Raw genomic sequence first — 18,658 nt, 5'->3', positions numbered from 1 at the left:
TGCACAGGAAAGCATACTTTTACCAGTGTATTAAAAATTAATACACGTATCATTGTATACAATCCCGCATTTTATGTCAAGCAGTTAAATCTTCAAGCGAATAGTCTATAACCTTGGCGAGTTCAGGAAGCGTAAGCTCTACCTGATAACCTATCTTCCCTGCACTAAAGATAATTACCTCTCTCTCAGCTGCGCTTTTATCTATAAAGGTTTTGAAAGGCTTCTTCATGCCTATAGGAGAACAGCCTCCGTGCACATAGCCTGTTAAAGGCAGAAGTTCCTTTGATTTAAGCATTTCAATGTTTTTCTCCCCTGCTGCCTTTGCCGCCTTTTTAAGGTCAAGCTCCTTAGCTACAGGGATGACAAAGACGTAGTTTGTCCCTGATTTGGATATGGTTACAAGAGTTTTAAATACATCAGCAGGATTTTGTCCCAGTATCTTAGCTACCTCTTCACCATTGGTAGTAGGTGTATCTATATAGCAGTGGCTTGTATACTTTACCTTCTTGCTATCCAATACTCTCATTACATTGGTTTTTTCTTCGTGTTTTGGCATAATTTCATCCTTTTAATAAAGTATAATAGTTAGCAGAGTTTAACTATACGAAAGCGAACTTTTGATATAGGTAAACCTTGCTAACTATCTTAGACACTTACTTAACTAATTTCTCGCTCCATTCAGCTTCCTTAAAACCTACGAGCACAGTCTTTCCACAAACAACTATAGGTCGCTTAACAAGCATTCCGTTTGTAGAAAGGAGCCTAAGCTGTTCCTCTTCACTCATCCCTGGAAGTTTGTCCTTTAACTGCATTTCCTTATAAAGCATTCCACTGGTGTTGAAGAACTTCTTAAGAGGAAGGCCGCTTTTCTCCCACCACTCCTTAAGCTCATCAAATGATGGATTCTCCTCCACAATGTGGCGCTCAGTGTATTTTACTCCCTCCTCATCAAGCCATTTCTTGGCTTTTATACAGGTAGAACACTTTGGATAGTATATGAATAACATAGTTTCCCCCTTTCTATTTTTAGATTCAAGTGTATTTGCCTCTCCATGATATGGAATTACTACCGCTTCATATCTTACCATCAAGTCTCAGGCAAAATATATACTTCTTAAACCGTTTCATCAAATTATATAACCATTGTACTACTTAGTCAAATGTACAACTCTATCTACCTTTTACCCCTTTACCGCCCCCTTCATCATACCTGATACAAGAAATTTCTTAAATATCAGTGCAAATAGCGCAGGGGGTATGAGGGCCAGTATACCTGCAGCAGCTGTCATACCATAGTCTACAGTGTCTTTAGTTATAAACTCGGAGGTTACTATTGCTATAGGCTTAGTATTACTGTTTGATGCTAGAATAAGAGGTATTTGAAACTGACTCCAGGTGCTTAAAAATATAATAAGCACTGCAGATGCTATGATTGGATAAGATGTCGGGATTATCACCCTTATAAATGTACCCATTTTGCTGCATCCGTCAACCTTTGCTGCTTCATCCAAATCCTTTGGTATGCTGGCAAAATAATTTGAAATCAGCCATACTATCACAGGAAGATAAGAGGTCACATAAACCAAACTAAGCGTATATACATTGTTTAAGAGCTTAAGCTGCATAAACATTTTATAGATTGGTATTATCGTCGCCATTACAGGTATTGCCATTGTTACAAGCAAACTGTTTTTGACAATATCCTTACCGATAAACTTGAAACGGCCTAGTGCAAAGGCAGACAGCAAGGCCATTGGAATACAAATGATTATAGTTACCAGACTTGCATAGGCAGAGTTTTTTATTCCTGACAATAAAAGAGCTCCCTGACTTGAGGCTACATCAAATAAAGTCTTGTAGTTCTTAAGGGTAGTTTCTTCAGGCAAAAAAGAGAGGCTCTTTCCCAGCACCAATGAATCGGGCGTAACCGAGATAATAAATGTCCATATAAACGGACCGGCATAAAATACTAAAAACAAAATCAGAGCCAGACTGTACAGAATTTTGTTAATTATTTTCACTAGAATTCCACCTCCCTATTAAGGCTTTTTATGTATACAAAGCCCAGAATTCCTGCAAATACCATAATTATGTAAGTATATGCACTTCCCTTTCCAAATTCCAAGAAGTTAAATGTAATCAAATAGCTTTCTATCAGCATACTCTTACCCAGGTCTGAATACCCGCTGAGAGCCACTATTTCATCAAATACGTTAATTGCACTTATCGAAGTCTGAGTTATACCAACGGCCAGGAAAGGCAGCATCAGAGGTGTTATTATCTTCTTAAACACCATGAAGCGACCCGCACCATCTATTTTGGCAGCTTCTATTAATGTTCCTGATATAGACTGTCTGCCCGCAAGGCAGATAAGGCTCATAAATGGAATAAGCCTGTATGAAACAACTATTGAAACAATGAATAACAAGCTGTAGCGATTGTCAAGCCAACTGATAGGTGTGCTTATCAAATGTAAATTAAGCAAAAGTTTATTTAAAAAGCCATAACCTGAATAAAATACAAACTTCCACAATAGAGCATTTACAAAAGGCGGAATAGCCCAAGGTACTATAGCTATCGCAAGTAAAACTCCTGAAAATCTCACCTTAATGTTTAGGAATAATGCTACCAGAATGGATATTATCGTAGTAATTATCACAACTGCGACAAGTATGAATAAGGTATTTTTTACACTCTGCAAAAATGATTCTGAACTAAGAATATTGATATAGTTCTTAAGCCCTATGAATCTGATGTCATTTGGCTTACTTAGCTTCCATTTTTTCAGACTGTAAGAAAATGTCGCTGCAATAGGATAGATTACAAGCACAAGCATAATTATAATCATTGGTGCTAAGAGAGTGTAAGCAAATTTTTCTCTTTTCATTTAATCCTCTTTCAAAAAGGCGGGTGATATGACACCCGCCCTTTAACTAAACTATTTATTTTCTTCAATAAGTTCCTTAATCTTTTTATCCATCTGTGTAAATGCCTCGTCTACACTAAGATTACCAAGTGCCATGCCATTTACTGCATTGTATATAGCATTGCTCATCTCATTATAGTACACAGGAACACCATTAGGGAACGGTGATGCAATAAGCTTAGCCTGTTCAATCATTGCACCTGCATTGGTTATTTTACCTTCATTTACAAGCTTTTCAAGAACTGAATTCCTGGTAGGAAGATTGCCAAGTTCTTCATTTAACTTTTCCTGAATTTCTGCTGATGTGTACCAGTCAATAAACTTTCTTGCAGCTTCTTTATTCTTTGAAAACTTAGTTATTCCAAGTGCCTCAGGAAGTGCCATAGTATGCTTTGCATTTCCTGTTTTACCAGGCATTAAAATTGATATAACCTCTCCTACAACCTTACTCTTTTCAGGATTCTGAACGTTAGAGATATAAGATGTAGGACCGGTTAAGAAGCTTGCAGTTCCATCTGTAAGCCTTGCATAGGTCTTCTTGCCGTCAGTGGTCTTGTCTGCAGGATCAATAAGGTCTTCTTTTATAAGCTTGTTATAAAAATTAAGCGCATCCTTTACGGAGGCCTCATTCAAGGTACCATCCTCATTAAATACTATGTCATTCATAGTGTAAGCAGTCCAGATAAGCCCTGTACTTGCCTTTTCTTCCGCTGTAAGAACAAGCGGATAAGGGTGTTCTACTACTCCCGCTTTCTTTATGGCTTTAACATCCTTATATACCTCATCATAGGTCTTTGGAGCGGATTTTATTCCTGCTTTTTCAAATTGCTTTGTATTGTAATAAGCGATTCTATAGTCATTAGAGTAAGGCATAGCAAGTACCTTATCACCTAAAGAAAATGTTGATATTGTCGGCATATCTGCCTTCAATGCATCATCCACCTCAAGTGGCTCGAGCCAGTCAGCAGCACCAAATTCTCCTACCCAAGACCAGTCTACTTCAACAACATCAGCACTTGCTTCTCCACCGCTTGCTGCAATTGAAATCTTGTCTCTTATTGCATCCCAGTCAACCTTGTTGATGTTTACTGTTATACCGGTGCTATCAGTGAACTCCTTTAACAAGCTATCTGATGGAACAGCCCATTCGGGAACCATAACATTAAGAGGCTCACTATTGCTGTTTGAGGTATTAGAGGTACTCTGGCTCTTGGCACTTGAAGCCTTCGCACTTGACGCCTGAGCGCTAGTCTCCTTAGCTGTAGAAGTGCTTTTTACACTTGAAGTGGTCTTACCACTACCACAGGCACAGAGTACCATAGCTGACAAAACTGCGATTCCTGTTGTTCTTAGAAATTTCTTTTTCATTTTCCTTCTCCTTGATATGATTTTTAATATCCACCAATTAATCATTTTCTTATTAATTGAGTGAAACCTTAAAAATTATATCAAAGTAATTTTTCTATTTCCAGTATTTTATAGTGACTTGATATTGTGTTTTGGTATAAATCTAATTATTTATAGTTTTTATCTATCAGCAAGTATTTTATGAACCTTATCCCTAAGAACCGGCACGACCTCTCCCTCAAACCAAGGGTTTGCTTTCTGCCAGCGGAAGTTTAGCGGACTTGGATGGACTATTGGGAAATACTTAGGAAGGTATTCCTTATAGCTTCTCACTGTCTCTGTAAGGTTCTCCTTCATACCTTTGCCAAGATAATACTTCATTGAGTATGAACCGATTAGAATGGTAAGCTTTAAATCCGGCATTAGGTCAAGTATGTCCTTATGATATTCCTTAGCTATAAAGCTTCTTGGTGGCAAATCTCCCGTCTTTCCTTTTCCCGGATAGTAAAAGTCCATAGGCAGGATTGCGATTTTCTCTGAATAAAAGGTATCTCTGTCAATGCCCATCCACTGCACTAGTTTTTCACCTGACTTGTCGTTAAAAGGGATAAGGCTCTCCTCTACCTTCTTACCGGGTGCCTGTCCTATAATAAGGATTTGTGCTTTGGGGCTTACCTGAAAAATAGGCGGTATCCCCCTATCTGTATAGCTTTTATTCCTTGAATCTTCTTTTAGCTTTTTTATAATTTTATCGAATTTTTTGTCATTCATTACTTTTCCTCCAAATAATAGTTAAAATCATACCATTGTTATCCGTTCATTCCCCCACATTCAACTCCATATGCACTATCTATCTCCATACAGGCCAAATGTCCCATTAAATAATCCGGGTCAGCATCTAAATCCAGCATAAAATCTGTTTCTCTTCCTTTTACATAAATTGTGACATTATTTACAAAAAGCGATTCGATAAAGTCTTTCTCTGTAATCTCTCTGTCTGCGGTAAAATCACCACTTTTAATCATATCATTAATATTTTCTATAAAATAGTCATTTTCTTCCATAAATGTATCTATTATCTTACTTTTGTTTTTATTTAGCCAGTTAATTTTTTCAAAAACGATATCGTCTACATCTTTCTCATTAGCTTTTATCTCCAGAAAAACATCTGTTTCTTTTTCCCATACATTCATCTTGCCAATATAATACCCAATCTCATCTAAAACAAACTCTTTGTTACCGATAATTATTTTATCCCCCATATTTTTCCTCCCTAGCCAGTTGTGACTCCATAGATACATCAATATTTTCAGGCATTCTGCCACAAAACTTAAATACATTGTATAATGCGTAAATTGCTTTGTTATTATTTTTTATTTTGCTTGAAGACATTCTTCATATACACTTTATAGGCATCAACTACGAAATTTCTTAGGTCTGTTGATGCAGCATAACCATTGTCTTGCAGTCCTTACATATTTCGATGTAAGCGTTACCCTCCATACTATCAATCACTGTATCCCATTGTATCTGGGCAAGGTACTTCATAGGCTTGCCACAGTCAGGGCACATCTTTATCTCACAGTCCTGTATCCAAGCCGCAAAGCCACCGATAGAGGAACCACCGTCCCAGTCAGCAGCAAATCTAAGCGGAACAGGTTTATCACCTAAAACAAAGGTATTGGAGGTCAGTTCCTCTATACCGCTTTCACCTAGATAATCTTCTTCCTCACCGGTATCTTCTCCGACTATAGCCTCACTCTCACCATTTACGGTATATCTGCAATAGTCTCCCTCTGAAAATGTAAAGCAGTTAGGACAGCATTTTGCCTTGATAACGCCATCAATCCCAATAAAATCAAGCCTTTCATCCCTGCCGTCAATCTCCATCAGATTTACAATAGCACAGCCACATTTAGGGCATTTTTCATCAGTCTTAACACCGATTTTTACAGGGCTTTTCTTTTTCTCCTCAAGACTTCCCTTTATTAACGTATAACATTTATTAAAATTAGTTTCAATATAATTTCCTTCTTTATCATAGGTCCAACCACCATAGGTTGCATAAAAGGATGGATTTACATATAACTTCTGTCTCCACTTCCTTGGCTGTCTTTCAAGCTCTAAAAATGCCTGAAAAACCTCTTCACCACCTGCCACTGCAAGGCATAAAAGTAAGTCTCCTGCCAGCCCAGCATCAATATCATCCTGTTTTACAAGCTCTAGCATAGCCTTTACTATATCACTAGAGGCATCCCTATATAGTTCACAAGGGAAAAATACCTTGCTGTTATACGCTGTTTTGGCTATATTTTCAGTATTTATATCTCTGTAATCAAGAAGTTTGATAAAGATATCGTAGTTGTCATCTAACTTCCCTTTAGCAGCCATTTCCTCGCAGATTTCGCCGATTTTAGCATTTATTTCATCTTCCGTAAATGCCAATATCTTATTCTTCTCATTCTCTGCCCTGCAATTAGCACAGATTCCATCAAAGTATATTTCTCTGCCACATTGCTTACAGTGCTGTGGTTTATTCTCCATTTTGTTTACCCCGTTTTCCTCTCATATCCAATGAGCTGTTAATTACATTTTCTCATATTACACGGAAAAATCAATACTCAAGTTGGATATTTTATGCATTTTACTATATAGTTCAAAAGCGTGTCTTTTTTGTGAACTTTTTAAAAATTTACTTTACAAATCCCGAATATTGATTACAATGGTTAGCCGTAAAAGATAATAACAGTTTTTAGAAGGAAGGTGACATAAGTTTTAAATAAATTGTATCAAAAAATAATAATTGAAAGGAGTTTTTATTATGGATAGCAAATCGACCTCGGAATTAAAATCCACTAACAAATCCACGCACAAATTAGGATTTTTTGGATTCTTTGCCATAACAGCTTCCATGGTTATGACGGTATACGAATATCCATCTTTTGCTACCTCTGGATTTCAGCTGGTATTTTTCTTAATTATAGGCGGTATCCTTTGGTTCTTACCTGTTGCACTCTGCTCTGCTGAAATGGCTACAGTTGAAGGCTGGGAGTCAGGCGGTATTTATTCTTGGGTTGGAAATACACTCGGTCCCCGTTGGGGCTTTTCGGCATTGTTTTTCCAATGGTTTCAGATAACAGTAGGATTTGTAACCATGGCATTTTTTATACTAGCTGCTCTTGCGTATGTATTTAAGATTGATGCACTCTATGAGAATCCTTTGGTGATGTTCTTTGGTGTAGCAATCATTGTGTGGGTGCTTACATTCACACAGTTAGGAGGAACAAAGTACACTGAGCGTATTTCAAAAATCGGTTTTTTGGGAGGTATTGTTCTTCCTGTTATCATACTTCTGATAGGATTAGTTGTATATTTTGCCACAGGAGGCGTTTCACAAATTAAGATGAATGCCGGAACACTTATTCCTGATTTTACTGATGTAGATACTTTGGTGATTTTTGCTTCATTTATTCTTGGCTATATGGGTGTAGAGGCATCTGCTTCTCACGTTAACGAGTTAAAGAACCCAACTAAAACATATCCTTCCGTTATGATTGTATTAACTATACTCACAATCATTCTCGATGCACTTGGTGGACTGGCTATAGCTACAACTCTTCCTTCCAAAACATTAAACGGTAATCTTTCGTATGGCGTTATAGAGGCATTTGAATCAATCTTTATAAACCACTTAGGTCCACAGTTTCGCTGGCTGGTTTTGATTGTTGCTATACTGTTAGCACTTGGTGTATTGGCTGAAATATCCTCTTGGATAGTCGGACCATCGAGAGCTCTTTTGGAGGCAGCCAATGACAAAATTATCCCACCATCATTTGCAAAAACAAATAGCCGTGGCGTGTCTGTAAAGACCATCATTGTTCAGTCTGTTATTGTCACAATCTGGGATGCTATTTTGTGCGGTTCCATAGCACTTGCAGGTGGCTCAGATTCCTCTGTAGGTTACATGACTGCCATAGGACTTACTGTTGTCATTTATCTTGTAGGGTACGTCCTCTTTTTCCTCGGGTATTTCGTTTTAATTCTGAAAAAGGACAACTTAAAGCGTGAGTTCCATGTACCCGGAGGACGGACATTTAAGCTGATTGTTGCAGGTGTCGGACTGTTTATGACAATTGCAACTCTCATTATTTCATTTTTCCCATCGTCAAAACTCACTTCTGCGGATAACAGAGTATATCAAATTGTGCTCATCATATGCTTTATCATATCCGTGATGATACCTACTTTTATTTATTCACATAAGAGCAAATGGGCATCATAACCAAAATATTTCTGTAACGCTTAAGTGATTATAATCATATAAATCAGTATTAGAAAAAGGAGGCTGTTATGAGTAAGAAAGTATCAAAATTAAATAGGAAAAGTAGTGAACACATAGGGGATTTGCTTGCATCTATGAACACAGATACAAGATACCTTACACCAATCTTTGGAACGCTGGCAAGTGATGTAGAAATGCCAAATAAAAAGCTAAACAAGGAGCCTGTCGAGCCACAGGTAGCAGCTGAGATTATCAGGGAATACTTAAAGGCTGAAGGAAATGCCACACAGAACCTTGCCACATTCTGCCAGACTTATATGGAGCCTACAGCTACTCAGTTGATGGCAGAAAACTTTGAAAAAAATGCTATAGATAAGGATGAATATCCTATGACTGCTGACCTTGAGAACCGCTGTGTAGATATAATTGGAGATTTGTGGCATATGGATCCAAAGGAAGAGCCTTTGGGTACATCAACGGTTGGTTCCTCTGAAGCCTGCATGCTCGGTGGACTTGCAATGCTATTTAGATGGAAGCATCTGGCCGATAAAGCAGGTCTTGACAGGTATAAGAAGCGTCCAAACCTCGTAATCTCTTCAGGATATCAGGTATGCTGGGAGAAGTTCTGTAGGTATTGGGATATAGAGATGAGAACCGTACCTCTTGATATGGAGCATTTATCACTGAATATGGATACCGTTATGGACTATGTTGATGACTACACCATAGGTATAATCGCTATATTGGGTATAACTTACACGGGAAGATATGATGATGTCAAGGCTCTTGATAAGCTAGTTGAAGGATATAACAAGAAGAATACAAAACTTCCTATCCGTATACACGTTGACGCCGCATCAGGCGGAATGGTTGCACCATTTATCGAGCCTGAACTGGAATGGGATTTTAGGCTTAAAAACGTATGGTCAATAAGTACTTCAGGTCATAAATACGGTTTGGTGTATCCGGGTGTAGGCTGGGTAATATGGCGTTCTAAGGAGGCTCTTCCTGAAGAACTTATCTTCTGGGTTAGTTACCTTGGTGGTGAAGAGGCTACTATGGCAATAAACTTCTCTCGTAGTGCTTCTCAGATTGTGGGTCAGTACTACATGCTCCTTAGAAACGGCTTTAATGGATATAAGGAGATTCACCAGCGTACTATAGATGTAGCAAGGTATATGGCTTCTGAAATCAAGAAAATGGGAATCTTTGAAATACTGGAAGATGCTAAACAGATTCCTATCGTGTGCTGGAGGCTTAAAAAAGATGCAAATGTTAACTGGACACTATATGACCTTGAAGACAGGCTGCGTATGCATGGCTGGATGATACCTGCATATCCTATGCCTGAAAATATAGCTGATGTAGATGTACAGCGGCTCGTTATTCGTCAGGATTTTGGTATGCCTCTTGCAATCCTTTGCATAAATGAAATGAAGAAGCAGATTGAAATATTAAACGGCTCACGCGTTGTCGTATTAGACAAGGAAAAGGAAGTAAAGCCAGGAAAAAGCTTTGATCATAGCGGACGATAATTTCTTTGTTAGATTTAAGAACTACCACAGCTTATGTTGTGGTAGTTCTCTTTAGTTGATAATAATTTCATATGCATTAATCGCAATATTGTTTGTTCTCTGTTTTATTTACATTGTAGTTAATCCCATTTATGAAGATATGCCTTTAGCATAAATGCACAGAAATACGGAAATGTATATATATTGTTGGTATAACCTATATTGAAATCTCCTAGTTTTATGCCATGTTTTATGTCTGCGTACCTATCATTTTTTATTAAGGCATTTAGGGATTTTGAACTGTCATTATTGGATTTAACCTCAACTGGAATTAGTTCATTTTTTGACCTTACAAAAAAATCCTCTTCCAATGTTGAATTATCTTTCTTGTAGTAGAACAATCCTAGTCCCTGCTTTACAAAGGCTTCTGCAACAAAGTTCTCATAAAGCGCCCCTTTATATACACCAAGATTCTTATTTACCCTCAAATCCTCCTGTGCCTCTTCATCAAGAGTGGATATCAGCAATCCGGTATCAGGATAATATAACTTGTACTTACTATTGTCTACATTTCCCTTTAGAGGCAGTTCAGGATAATTTAAGCATTTACACTCTGTAACAACGCCTGCATCAATAAGCCATTCTATACATCCTGTGTATTCCCTCGACCTTGCTTTCTTATCAATTATACTAAATTGAAATTTCTTATTCTCCTTTGCAAGCTGTGCCGGAATACTTCTGTAAACACTTATAATTTTTGCCTGATCTAGTCCTTCAGCATATTTTCTCACATCCTCCTCATAGTCTAGTCTAATCTGCCCTTGAATCTCAAGCGACTGCGAAAACGTGCCTGTCTTAATATAGCCCTTTATTACATCAGGCATTCCACCAAGGACACAGTAATCAAGAAATAGTGATTTATACACTGAAAGTTCCGTCTCACTAAATGGAGTAAGGCTAATCATATGTTCTAATATACTATTTATAGCCTTATCTTCATAGCCCTTTGCCCACAAGAACTCTTCAAAGTCCATTGAAAACATTTCATAATCTGTTTTACTGCCAACGCTATTACTATGTATCTTCCTGTAATTGATTCCAAGCATTGAGCCACTGCATATCACATCATATCTCTTATCTAAGTTAAAGGCCTTAAGAGATGTTGCGATATCAGGATATTCCTGAATTTCATCAAAGACAATCAAAGTTTTATCTGGGATAAATCTTGTGCTTGGATTTATTAGGGTAATGTTTTTTACTACAGTCTCTACATCATATCCATCGTTAACTATGGTAGTATATTTCTTATCTAACGCAAAGTTAATATACACTACATTCTCGTAGTTTTCATTTGCAAAATGTAATATCGATTCTGTTTTGCCTATCTGCCTTGCCCCTTTTACTATTAGAGGCTTGCGTGAGTGATTGTTCTTCCAATCCGCTAAGAATCCATCTATTTTTCGCTTAAAATACACCATTCTCACCTCCCCTCTAAGAGTCTATCACATTTTATAAGGGTTATCAAGAAGTTTTATCACGTTTTATGAGGGTTATTTTAACTATTTCTCACGTTTTAATAGGGATTTTTTAGTATTCTCTCACGTTTTATGAAAACCCGCTCCCAGACTGATACTTCAGGTAAAAAGAATCATCACCACAGTATACCACGGTAAGAAAAATAAATGGAAATAAGCAAGAGCAGGTAGAAGCCTGCAAACATCCATTTCATCTTTACACAAAGAGCCACATACTCTCTTATGAAGGCTGATGGCAGGTAGTAAGAGGCTGTGGAGCACCCCAATCCATCTCCCTTTAGCCCTATCTTTTTAGCATAGGTACTTGTTCTAAATACATGGTAATCATTTGTAACAAAGAGAAAAGTAGGATTAGAGACTAAGCTCTCGCCTATTTTCTTAGAAAAGAGAAGATTTTCATAAGTCGTCTTAGACTCTTCTTCAAGCAAAATAGCTCCTCTTGGCACATCTGTCTCTTCCATCAGATAATTCAGTATAGCATGCGCTTCGGATATCTTCTCATCTATACCTTTCCCGCCGCTTGCTATTAACTTCACATCAGGATTTTTTGACTTCTTAAATGCTTGTACTGCCTTATCTATCCGCCTCTTTAAGAGTGGAGTTACTCTTTCACCGTTTAATAGGCCTGCACCATGAATAATGATAAAGTCATAGTGTTTCCTCTTAGGAATAAAGTTGTAAAGTAAGGAATAAAGCAAAAAACCTGCAAAGGCAAAGTCAAAAATCAAATAAGAATATATAAAAAACCGGAAAAAAATGTTATACCAATTTTTGTTATACAGGTTGTAATTACTAACTCCATATTCGTGAATAAACATTACCACAAAAAACAAAATGATGAGAATACCCATTGCAAGCGACAGGAAGTTCACCTTAGACTTCCCTTCACGCTTTAGCAGTATAAACCCGTTGTATACAAGGAAAATTCCGCTAAGTAATATAAGAAATGGAATACCTAAAAATCCGGCAAGCATCGTAAATGAGTAAACATTCATCATATCATTATCAAATAGTATCTGAAGTAACGATATATATGAAAATACCAGCCCTACAATAAGAAGGGCCGGATTCCAAAGGCTTCTATTATCCCTGAGCATTGAAAAGACAAATACTAAAAGGATAACTCCCGTTATAATGTATAACATAAGTACCTCGATAATTCTTAAATGTAATTATAAAGCAGTCAAAAATGTCAAAAATCCAAGTATAACACCTGTTGCATTAGGTATAATAAGAATAATATCCTTTTTAGGCTCCTTAGTCCATCCATATATTACCCAAAGCAGACAGGAAGCCGCCGCCATCAGTGGCTGTAAAGGCTGTGCTTTGTTGCCGTTTAAGTTCGCTATAATCTGTGGTATATAAGCTATAAAAACAAAAACTCCCATAAATGCACCAATTGATCCAACCAAAGTATTAATCTTCTGTTTCAATGTCATAGTAATTTCCTCCTTTGTGTTTGCAATTTTAATATTATGGTATCACACAATTTAATTGCTTGTCAAGGAACCATTAATTTGGCATAAATTACTAAAGTACATTTTTTCATAATATTTTTACAAAAACATAGGTGGTATTGGTAAAAAACATCATTTAATCTTATGCTTATTCATCTTCTCTTCAAATATACCTGTTATAATCTTACGAAGTTCCTCCCTTTCCTTTTCCGGAAGTTCTCCACTTTGTTTTGCTACTGCGTAAAGCTCAGGGAATTGATTAGCTATCCTCTCAATTGTCTTTGTAGTTGCATGCCCCCTTACAAAGAAAGGTATTCTTTTAATCCATTCTTTAGGTACAAGCGCAAGAATCTTATTAGCTGCCTCCTTGTCACTTATTTCAGCAGTGCTTAGCCCTTCTCTAATCTGTTTTTGTTCAATCTCAGTAAAATCTTTAATCTCCATTATTCTCTCCTTAGTTTGGTTTAATTTAGCAGTTTCTCCAATTCCTCAAAGGTATAATCCTTGTATATCCTGCCTGTACTTAGTGCTGAGTCGGTAGTATTGCGGAGATTATTAAGAAGCTTTCTAATCTCTATCTCTTTTGGTAACTCTATAAAACTACCGTCAACACCCTCCTGTTTATGTGCGGTAAATATGAACTCGCCTTTTTCCCAATCAATTGCAAAATCATTTGTCACTTCAGATGACCTAACCCCTAGGAGTTCTTCCTGATTAGCAATAAAATTCTCATAAATAAACTCAAGGATAGCTTCCTTATCGATTTTTACAACTCTAAGAGTATTTTCTTTCATCATTATATCCTTTCACCAGCCACTCTACAATACCTTTTACCTGTATACCTTCGTATTCTGTATCAAGTGATTGTTCTAAAGTAAGGACCAGTTTCCTGTAATTATTAGGAATTTTTTGTAATGGTTTTAATTCCCTTTCCCTAACCTCCTCATTTAGCATGCTCTCCGTTACTTGAATATAGATTTTTTCATCTGCACTTGCAGCTACAAAATCTACCTCAAGGCTATCAATTTTCCCTATTGCTACATCGTAACCCTGCCTCAAGAGTTCAAAGTAAACTACATTTTCTAAGGTATGCCCTCTATCCCTGTCTCTAAATCCCAGCAGATAATTTCTCAAACCAATATCTACAATATAGTATTTACCTAGCGTCCTCAAGTATTCTTTTCCTTTTATGTCAAACCGCTTAACATCATAAAACATATAAGATTCCTTGAGTGCCCCAACATACGAAGATATTGTCTGAGTCGCAGGCTTACCCTGTTTTCCACCGTTTTGAAGCAGTTTCTCGGATACTAATGTATTACTTACTGAATTTAGCGATGTATTGTTGCCAATATTATCCGCCAAAAACAGTATTATCTTTCTTAGGAGTTCTGCATCAGTTATCTGTCTCTGTCCCCTTCTTTTTTCCCTCTCTAGAATATCCCTTACAACTACAGTCGAATATATACCGTCAAGAATCGTAAGAGCCCTATCTTGATCCAGTCCAACATCTGCAATCCCCGGCATTCCGCCATATCCCATATATGCTTCAAACAAATCCCTAAGCTCTGTGATTTCTTCATTATCATCTACCGCTCTGTATTTTACCGTACCAATCGGAGTATTATATGTTTTTAGTCTATAGCCATGAAAATCGATAAATTCTCCAAATGATAATGGGTAAATTTTAATCTCTATATATCTACCCGATAAATATGTAGAGTACTCCGACGACAACAGGTAGGAGTTAGAGCCTGTTATGTATATATCACAGTCAAAATCAACTCTAAAAGAATTTACTGCATTTTCCCATTGATCTATTCTTTGAAGCTCATCAAAGAATAAATAGCTTTTCTTATTCTTAGCAATTCTCTCACTAACATATTTATAAAAATCCTTATAGCTCATTTCTTGAAATTCCAGAGATTCAAAATTAATAGCTATAATCTGTTCTTTATCTATACCGGTATTCAAAAGATGTTCCTGCATTAGCTTCAGAAGACTAGACTTACCACATCTTCTAATTCCCGTTATGACCTTTACAGGCTCTGTATCCTTAAATGCAATCAGCTTATTAAGATATATATTACGCTCTTTTAATCTTTTATTATCTTTCATAGTACCCTCACCACCTTTTGATAAAATTATACCCTAAACTTTTATTTTTTTCAAGTTTAGGGTATTGATTACTTAAACTTTTATTTTTCCAAAGTTTAGGGTATTGATTACTTAAACTTTAATGGTTATTCTACCTCAACCATCTTTCCATTATCCATTACAAAAGGCTTTGCAAGCCCTTCACCTGTATAATCAGCGTATTTCCCCTGAAGATACTTGTAGCATTCTTCTTTTGTCGCAAACTTTATTGCCTGATAAGGCTCTTCAAAGGTTAACTTTTCCACAAATAAATATCCACCTTTGTAAGGTACCATAACTCCGACATGTCCTACAAAGAGATAATCTCCGTCAAGGTTATCGTGCAGTACTACAGAGAGCATTCTCGCATTTTCATCAAACTTGATTTTTGAAAAGTATTTTTCCATATTTTTAGCGTGAACCTTAACATCTTCAGTAGCCTCAGTCTTTACTCTTGAGAACAGTACATTGAAAGCCTCCTTGTCCTTCTTATCAAAGAGCTTTCCCTTATCTATCGAGTCATTGTCTAAAAACAATAGCTCTCCATCACTTTTTATACTTGGAACTTTTATGTTGTTCTTTAGCAAAAAGAAGGTGTTAAGCCTGCAGTTTGTTCCAACAAAATCCCCCTTCTTTTCTTTCCAAAGGTTGCTTATTTTCTCTACATCATACTCTGTTTTACCAAACTTCGTAAAATCTCCCTGAAGTCCAACGCTTCCAACTATTTCGTTGTACTCGTTTACCTGCTTCATATAATAGTCAACACTATCCTTATTTAGGTAGGCCAAAAGTGCCTCCTTGACTTCCTCGGCACTAGCTTTGTTTGCCATATTTGAGTAGACCGTCTCAGCGTTTGTTTCCTCAGCGGATGTTACTTTGGATACCTCATTGGAAGCATCTTTGCTGACTTCTTGTGAAACTTCTTTAGAAACCTCCTTGGAAGCTTCTTTAGATGCATTTTGCGATACTTCCTTTGCTATTTCTTTCGATGCCCCTTTAGATGCCTCTTTATTCTCTTGTTTGCTGCCACAGGCTGTTACTCCAAATGCAAGCAAGGCACAGAGGCAGAGTGCAGTAATTTTCTTATATTTTCTCATAATTTCTCCTTTCAACCGGTAAATCTGTGTTTCGTTAAGTGTTCACATTTCATCATAAGTACTAAGTTCAGCCTTCGCCAAAGACGGCTCGGCTTCACTAAGTGCTTAGATACCGCTCACACTAAACTCAGCCTGCGCCTTACGGCTCGACTTCGTTAAGTGTTCACATTATATCACAGCAGTCTTTCCAATTGAATAGAAGCCACAAAATTTAAGAAAATCATTTTAGTTTTGTAATATTTTGTATATGAATCTTAATATTCCTTCTTCTCCATAATTCTTATGGATATCTTTAGGCAAATTGCAATGATTATTAGTCCCGCCAGTATTAAGCCACAATATACATCAGTCAGGGAAAAGTTCTTTAGAACTCCCTGCACTTTCGAAAGTAAACCTGATGCTTCTTTAAGCATTGAAAATATGACAAAGACTACAAAATATGTTATTAGCATTATAAGCCTACTCTTTTCAGCACCAAATTTAAACACAAAAGGCAGCTGAATCGCTGACATAAAAATGCTTGATATCAAAGTAACAATTGAACTCAATACTATAATTTCAAATCTTACTTTCCCATTTATACTTAGCAAGGTAAATACTGTAATCCCCCCAACCAATCCAAAACAAAAGGCAAAAAATAATTTACTAAGCACAAAACTGCTTCTCTTAATTGGCATCGAAAATGCGAATTGCTCAAACTTTGAATTTGTATCATATCCGAATGCTATTGCTGTTAAAATGAGAGGCATTACTGTACAAATAAGAGGAATCATAACAATAGATTTTTCATATGATCCAAAAAATACAATAGCAAAACAGATTACAAGCGTGGACATTAATGTCTTTTTCATAGTAGCTATATCTTTTAATATCAGTGCAGTCATTATTTTCTCTCTCCTTTCACAAAATATATCATAATATCTTCAATAGATGGCTTTTGTAACTTGATTCCATCTGGCACGAGATTCCTCTTTACAAGCAGCTCCTGTCCAAAGGAATGTACTCTCCTTCCCACTATTGCTGCTTCATCTATATCATTTACTTCTTCATTTGACAGTGTACATATACCGTAATTCTCCTTCAAATCATCCTTCGTTTCAAAAAAAAGTATCTTACCAAAATTAATAAAGCTAATATAGTCTGCAACCTTTTCCAAATCAGAGAGTATGTGTGAAGAGATAAGGATTGTGTGATTTTCATCCTGCATAAAATCAAGAAGTAAATCCAAAATCTCTTCTCTAACAATCGGATCTAAGCCACTTGTAGCTTCATCCAATATCAAAAGCTCTGCATTGTGTGATAGGGCAATCGCCATCGATAATTTCATTTTCATACCACGAGAATAATTATTTATAACTTGTTTCTCAGGTAAATCAAATTTAATCTTTAATTTATTAAAGCACTCTTTATCCCACTTTGTATATATTCTTGAACAGAACTTCTCTATATCAGTAATATTCATTTCCCGAGGAAATAGTAAGTCATCAAAGACCACTCCCAGCCTGTCTTTAAGCGCGATACTATCAGTATTTTCTTCTCCCAATACTCTTATTTCGCCTGAATCCTTATGAAGCAGTCCTAACAAGAGCTTGATGGTTGTACTTTTACCTGCACCATTTTGACCTATGTATCCCACTATAGTTCCCTTAGGTATACAAAAATCTATAGGTCCTAGAGTAAACCCATCAAACTTTTTTACCAGATTTTTAATTTCAATAGCATAATCACTCATATCGTCCCTCCACATAGTCCTTTAACATCTGAGTCAGTTCATCGCCTGATATTCCTGCAATTTCGGAGAGTTTTACTATCTCTTGCAACTGTTCTTCAATACGCTTTAAGTATTCCTCACGAATCAGCTCTTTATTTTGTGCCGCAACAAAATTACCCTTTCCCTGAACTGAATTGATAAAGCCCTCAAGTTCCAGTTCATCAAAGGCTCGCTTGGCTGTAATCATGCTTACTCTGAGTTCTTTTGCCAAAAAACGAATTGACGGCAATTGTTCTCCTACTTTCAAATCTCCCGAAATTATCTGCACCTTAATCTGATTCTTTATTTGCAAATAAATCGGATCATCACTTGAGTTATTAATTTGAATATTCATTTTATACCTCTTAACTGTCATTTCTGTTATAACTGTTATTATTATACTATAACAGTTATAATTTTTCAAGTTTAAAATGCCACTTTTGTTCCTTCCCAATGCAAAGCCAAGGAATTTAAAATTTCGGATTGCAAATACGCTGACAGTACGGCTTTTCTCTGTTTCGATAACCACTCTATTTTCTATTATACCACTTTTTAAGTACCTCTTGATAAGTTGTACCACAAAAGCTGCCACCCAACGAATTTTTATCGTCGAA

General features: G+C 36.7%; 20 protein-coding genes. 2 read left to right on the top strand and 18 right to left on the bottom strand.

Annotated elements, in window-relative coordinates; all coding sequences use genetic code 11:
- Positions 1-76: 76 nt before the first annotated feature.
- From ybaK to JJN12_RS03940, 8 genes are all read right to left on the bottom strand, one after another.
- On the bottom strand, positions 77-556 hold the full coding sequence (gene ybaK / locus JJN12_RS03975; protein ID WP_208428466.1) for a Cys-tRNA(Pro) deacylase: 480 nt from the start codon (positions 554-556) through the stop codon (positions 77-79).
- Positions 557-653: 97 nt separating this feature from the next.
- Positions 654-1,007 carry an arsenate reductase family protein gene (locus tag JJN12_RS03970; RefSeq protein WP_208430316.1) on the bottom strand — a complete coding sequence of 118 codons (354 nt, stop codon included), beginning with the start codon at positions 1,005-1,007 and terminating at the stop codon, positions 654-656.
- A gap of 174 nt (positions 1,008-1,181) precedes the next feature.
- Complete coding sequence (locus tag JJN12_RS03965) at positions 1,182-2,021, bottom strand: carbohydrate ABC transporter permease (protein WP_208428465.1); 840 nt, start codon at positions 2,019-2,021, stop codon at positions 1,182-1,184.
- A complete protein-coding gene (locus tag JJN12_RS03960) occupies positions 2,021-2,887 on the bottom strand; it encodes a carbohydrate ABC transporter permease (RefSeq protein WP_208428464.1) in 867 nt (288 codons plus the stop codon). The genes JJN12_RS03965 and JJN12_RS03960 overlap by 1 nt, the downstream gene beginning before the upstream one ends.
- A 51-nt stretch (positions 2,888-2,938) precedes the next feature.
- Positions 2,939-4,294, bottom strand: coding sequence for a sugar ABC transporter substrate-binding protein (locus tag JJN12_RS03955; RefSeq protein ID WP_236013685.1), 1,356 nt, complete (start codon positions 4,292-4,294; stop codon positions 2,939-2,941).
- A 159-nt stretch (positions 4,295-4,453) separates the two neighbouring features.
- Entirely contained in the window at positions 4,454-5,044 is a 591-nt protein-coding gene (locus JJN12_RS03950; protein ID WP_208428463.1) for a uracil-DNA glycosylase family protein, read from the bottom strand.
- A 38-nt stretch (positions 5,045-5,082) separates the two neighbouring features.
- On the bottom strand, positions 5,083-5,535 hold the full coding sequence (locus tag JJN12_RS03945) for a DUF2262 domain-containing protein (RefSeq protein ID WP_208428462.1): 453 nt from the start codon (positions 5,533-5,535) through the stop codon (positions 5,083-5,085).
- 169 nt (positions 5,536-5,704) lie between these two features.
- Positions 5,705-6,817 (bottom strand): hypothetical protein, encoded by a 1,113-nt coding sequence (locus JJN12_RS03940; RefSeq protein WP_208428461.1) that lies wholly within the window; start codon positions 6,815-6,817, stop codon positions 5,705-5,707.
- Positions 6,818-7,094: 277 nt separating this feature from the next.
- Here JJN12_RS03940 and JJN12_RS03935 point away from each other — a divergent pair, with 277 nt between their 5' ends.
- Both JJN12_RS03935 and JJN12_RS03930 read left to right on the top strand, forming a co-directional pair.
- On the top strand, positions 7,095-8,555 hold the full coding sequence (locus JJN12_RS03935; RefSeq protein WP_208428460.1) for an amino acid permease: 1,461 nt from the start codon (positions 7,095-7,097) through the stop codon (positions 8,553-8,555).
- Between the two features lie 68 nt (positions 8,556-8,623).
- Positions 8,624-10,090 carry a glutamate decarboxylase gene (locus JJN12_RS03930; protein ID WP_208428459.1) on the top strand — a complete coding sequence of 489 codons (1,467 nt, stop codon included), beginning with the start codon at positions 8,624-8,626 and terminating at the stop codon, positions 10,088-10,090.
- A gap of 119 nt (positions 10,091-10,209) precedes the next feature.
- On the opposite strand, the gene JJN12_RS03925 is transcribed toward JJN12_RS03930, so the two are convergent.
- The 10 genes from JJN12_RS03925 to JJN12_RS03880 form a co-directional block, all read right to left on the bottom strand.
- Positions 10,210-11,547, bottom strand: a complete 1,338-nt coding sequence (locus JJN12_RS03925) for an ATP-binding protein (RefSeq protein ID WP_236013684.1) — start codon at positions 11,545-11,547, stop codon at positions 10,210-10,212.
- Positions 11,548-11,720: 173 nt separating this feature from the next.
- Positions 11,721-12,749, bottom strand: a complete 1,029-nt coding sequence (locus tag JJN12_RS03920; RefSeq protein ID WP_208428458.1) for a YdcF family protein — start codon at positions 12,747-12,749, stop codon at positions 11,721-11,723.
- Positions 12,750-12,776: 27 nt separating this feature from the next.
- A complete protein-coding gene (locus tag JJN12_RS03915) occupies positions 12,777-13,043 on the bottom strand; it encodes a SemiSWEET family transporter (protein ID WP_208428457.1) in 267 nt (88 codons plus the stop codon).
- 150 nt (positions 13,044-13,193) lie between these two features.
- Positions 13,194-13,505 carry a hypothetical protein gene (locus JJN12_RS03910; RefSeq protein WP_208428456.1) on the bottom strand — a complete coding sequence of 104 codons (312 nt, stop codon included), beginning with the start codon at positions 13,503-13,505 and terminating at the stop codon, positions 13,194-13,196.
- Between the two features lie 20 nt (positions 13,506-13,525).
- Complete coding sequence (locus JJN12_RS03905; protein WP_236013683.1) at positions 13,526-13,858, bottom strand: hypothetical protein; 333 nt, start codon at positions 13,856-13,858, stop codon at positions 13,526-13,528.
- Positions 13,836-15,179, bottom strand: coding sequence for an ATP-binding protein (locus JJN12_RS03900; protein WP_208428455.1), 1,344 nt, complete (start codon positions 15,177-15,179; stop codon positions 13,836-13,838). The genes JJN12_RS03905 and JJN12_RS03900 overlap by 23 nt, the downstream gene beginning before the upstream one ends.
- A 125-nt stretch (positions 15,180-15,304) precedes the next feature.
- Positions 15,305-16,294, bottom strand: a complete 990-nt coding sequence (locus JJN12_RS03895) for a DUF4300 family protein (protein WP_236013682.1) — start codon at positions 16,292-16,294, stop codon at positions 15,305-15,307.
- Positions 16,295-16,548: 254 nt separating this feature from the next.
- Entirely contained in the window at positions 16,549-17,178 is a 630-nt protein-coding gene (locus JJN12_RS03890) for an ABC-2 transporter permease (protein ID WP_208428454.1), read from the bottom strand.
- Positions 17,178-18,026 (bottom strand): ABC transporter ATP-binding protein, encoded by an 849-nt coding sequence (locus JJN12_RS03885; RefSeq protein ID WP_208428453.1) that lies wholly within the window; start codon positions 18,024-18,026, stop codon positions 17,178-17,180. The genes JJN12_RS03890 and JJN12_RS03885 overlap by 1 nt, the downstream gene beginning before the upstream one ends.
- Entirely contained in the window at positions 18,019-18,399 is a 381-nt protein-coding gene (locus JJN12_RS03880; RefSeq protein WP_208428452.1) for a GntR family transcriptional regulator, read from the bottom strand. Before JJN12_RS03880 ends, JJN12_RS03885 begins: the two co-directional genes overlap by 8 nt.
- Positions 18,400-18,658 lie beyond the last annotated feature (259 nt).

It is taken from the genome of Catonella massiliensis, from assembly GCF_016651435.1.
In the GTDB taxonomy this organism is placed as follows: Bacteria; Bacillota; Clostridia; order Lachnospirales; family Lachnospiraceae; genus Catonella; species Catonella massiliensis.
Note: the sequence above shows the minus strand (reverse complement) of the source record. Positions and strands in the feature narration are given on the sequence as shown.

Excerpts from the sequence above, each read along its gene's own strand:
- ybaK (WP_208428466.1), bottom strand. The coding sequence starts at position 556 with ATGCCAAAACACGAAGAAAAAACCAATGTAATGAGAGTATTGGATAGC.
- JJN12_RS03970 (WP_208430316.1), bottom strand. The coding sequence starts at position 1,007 with ATGTTATTCATATACTATCCAAAGTGTTCTACCTGTATAAAAGCCAAG.
- JJN12_RS03960 (WP_208428464.1), bottom strand. The coding sequence starts at position 2,887 with ATGAAAAGAGAAAAATTTGCTTACACTCTCTTAGCACCAATGATTATA.
- JJN12_RS03955 (WP_236013685.1), bottom strand. The coding sequence starts at position 4,294 with ATGAAAAAGAAATTTCTAAGAACAACAGGAATCGCAGTTTTGTCAGCT.
- JJN12_RS03950 (WP_208428463.1), bottom strand. The coding sequence starts at position 5,044 with ATGAATGACAAAAAATTCGATAAAATTATAAAAAAGCTAAAAGAAGAT.
- JJN12_RS03945 (WP_208428462.1), bottom strand. The coding sequence starts at position 5,535 with ATGGGGGATAAAATAATTATCGGTAACAAAGAGTTTGTTTTAGATGAG.
- JJN12_RS03940 (WP_208428461.1), bottom strand. The coding sequence starts at position 6,817 with ATGGAGAATAAACCACAGCACTGTAAGCAATGTGGCAGAGAAATATAC.
- JJN12_RS03935 (WP_208428460.1), top strand. The coding sequence starts at position 7,095 with ATGGATAGCAAATCGACCTCGGAATTAAAATCCACTAACAAATCCACG.
- JJN12_RS03930 (WP_208428459.1), top strand. The coding sequence starts at position 8,624 with ATGAGTAAGAAAGTATCAAAATTAAATAGGAAAAGTAGTGAACACATA.
- JJN12_RS03925 (WP_236013684.1), bottom strand. The coding sequence starts at position 11,547 with ATGGTGTATTTTAAGCGAAAAATAGATGGATTCTTAGCGGATTGGAAG.
- JJN12_RS03920 (WP_208428458.1), bottom strand. The coding sequence starts at position 12,749 with ATGTTATACATTATAACGGGAGTTATCCTTTTAGTATTTGTCTTTTCA.
- JJN12_RS03915 (WP_208428457.1), bottom strand. The coding sequence starts at position 13,043 with ATGACATTGAAACAGAAGATTAATACTTTGGTTGGATCAATTGGTGCA.
- JJN12_RS03910 (WP_208428456.1), bottom strand. The coding sequence starts at position 13,505 with ATGGAGATTAAAGATTTTACTGAGATTGAACAAAAACAGATTAGAGAA.
- JJN12_RS03905 (WP_236013683.1), bottom strand. The coding sequence starts at position 13,858 with ATGATGAAAGAAAATACTCTTAGAGTTGTAAAAATCGATAAGGAAGCT.
- JJN12_RS03900 (WP_208428455.1), bottom strand. The coding sequence starts at position 15,179 with ATGAAAGATAATAAAAGATTAAAAGAGCGTAATATATATCTTAATAAG.
- JJN12_RS03895 (WP_236013682.1), bottom strand. The coding sequence starts at position 16,294 with ATGAGAAAATATAAGAAAATTACTGCACTCTGCCTCTGTGCCTTGCTT.
- JJN12_RS03890 (WP_208428454.1), bottom strand. The coding sequence starts at position 17,178 with ATGACTGCACTGATATTAAAAGATATAGCTACTATGAAAAAGACATTA.
- JJN12_RS03885 (WP_208428453.1), bottom strand. The coding sequence starts at position 18,026 with ATGAGTGATTATGCTATTGAAATTAAAAATCTGGTAAAAAAGTTTGAT.
- JJN12_RS03880 (WP_208428452.1), bottom strand. The coding sequence starts at position 18,399 with ATGAATATTCAAATTAATAACTCAAGTGATGATCCGATTTATTTGCAA.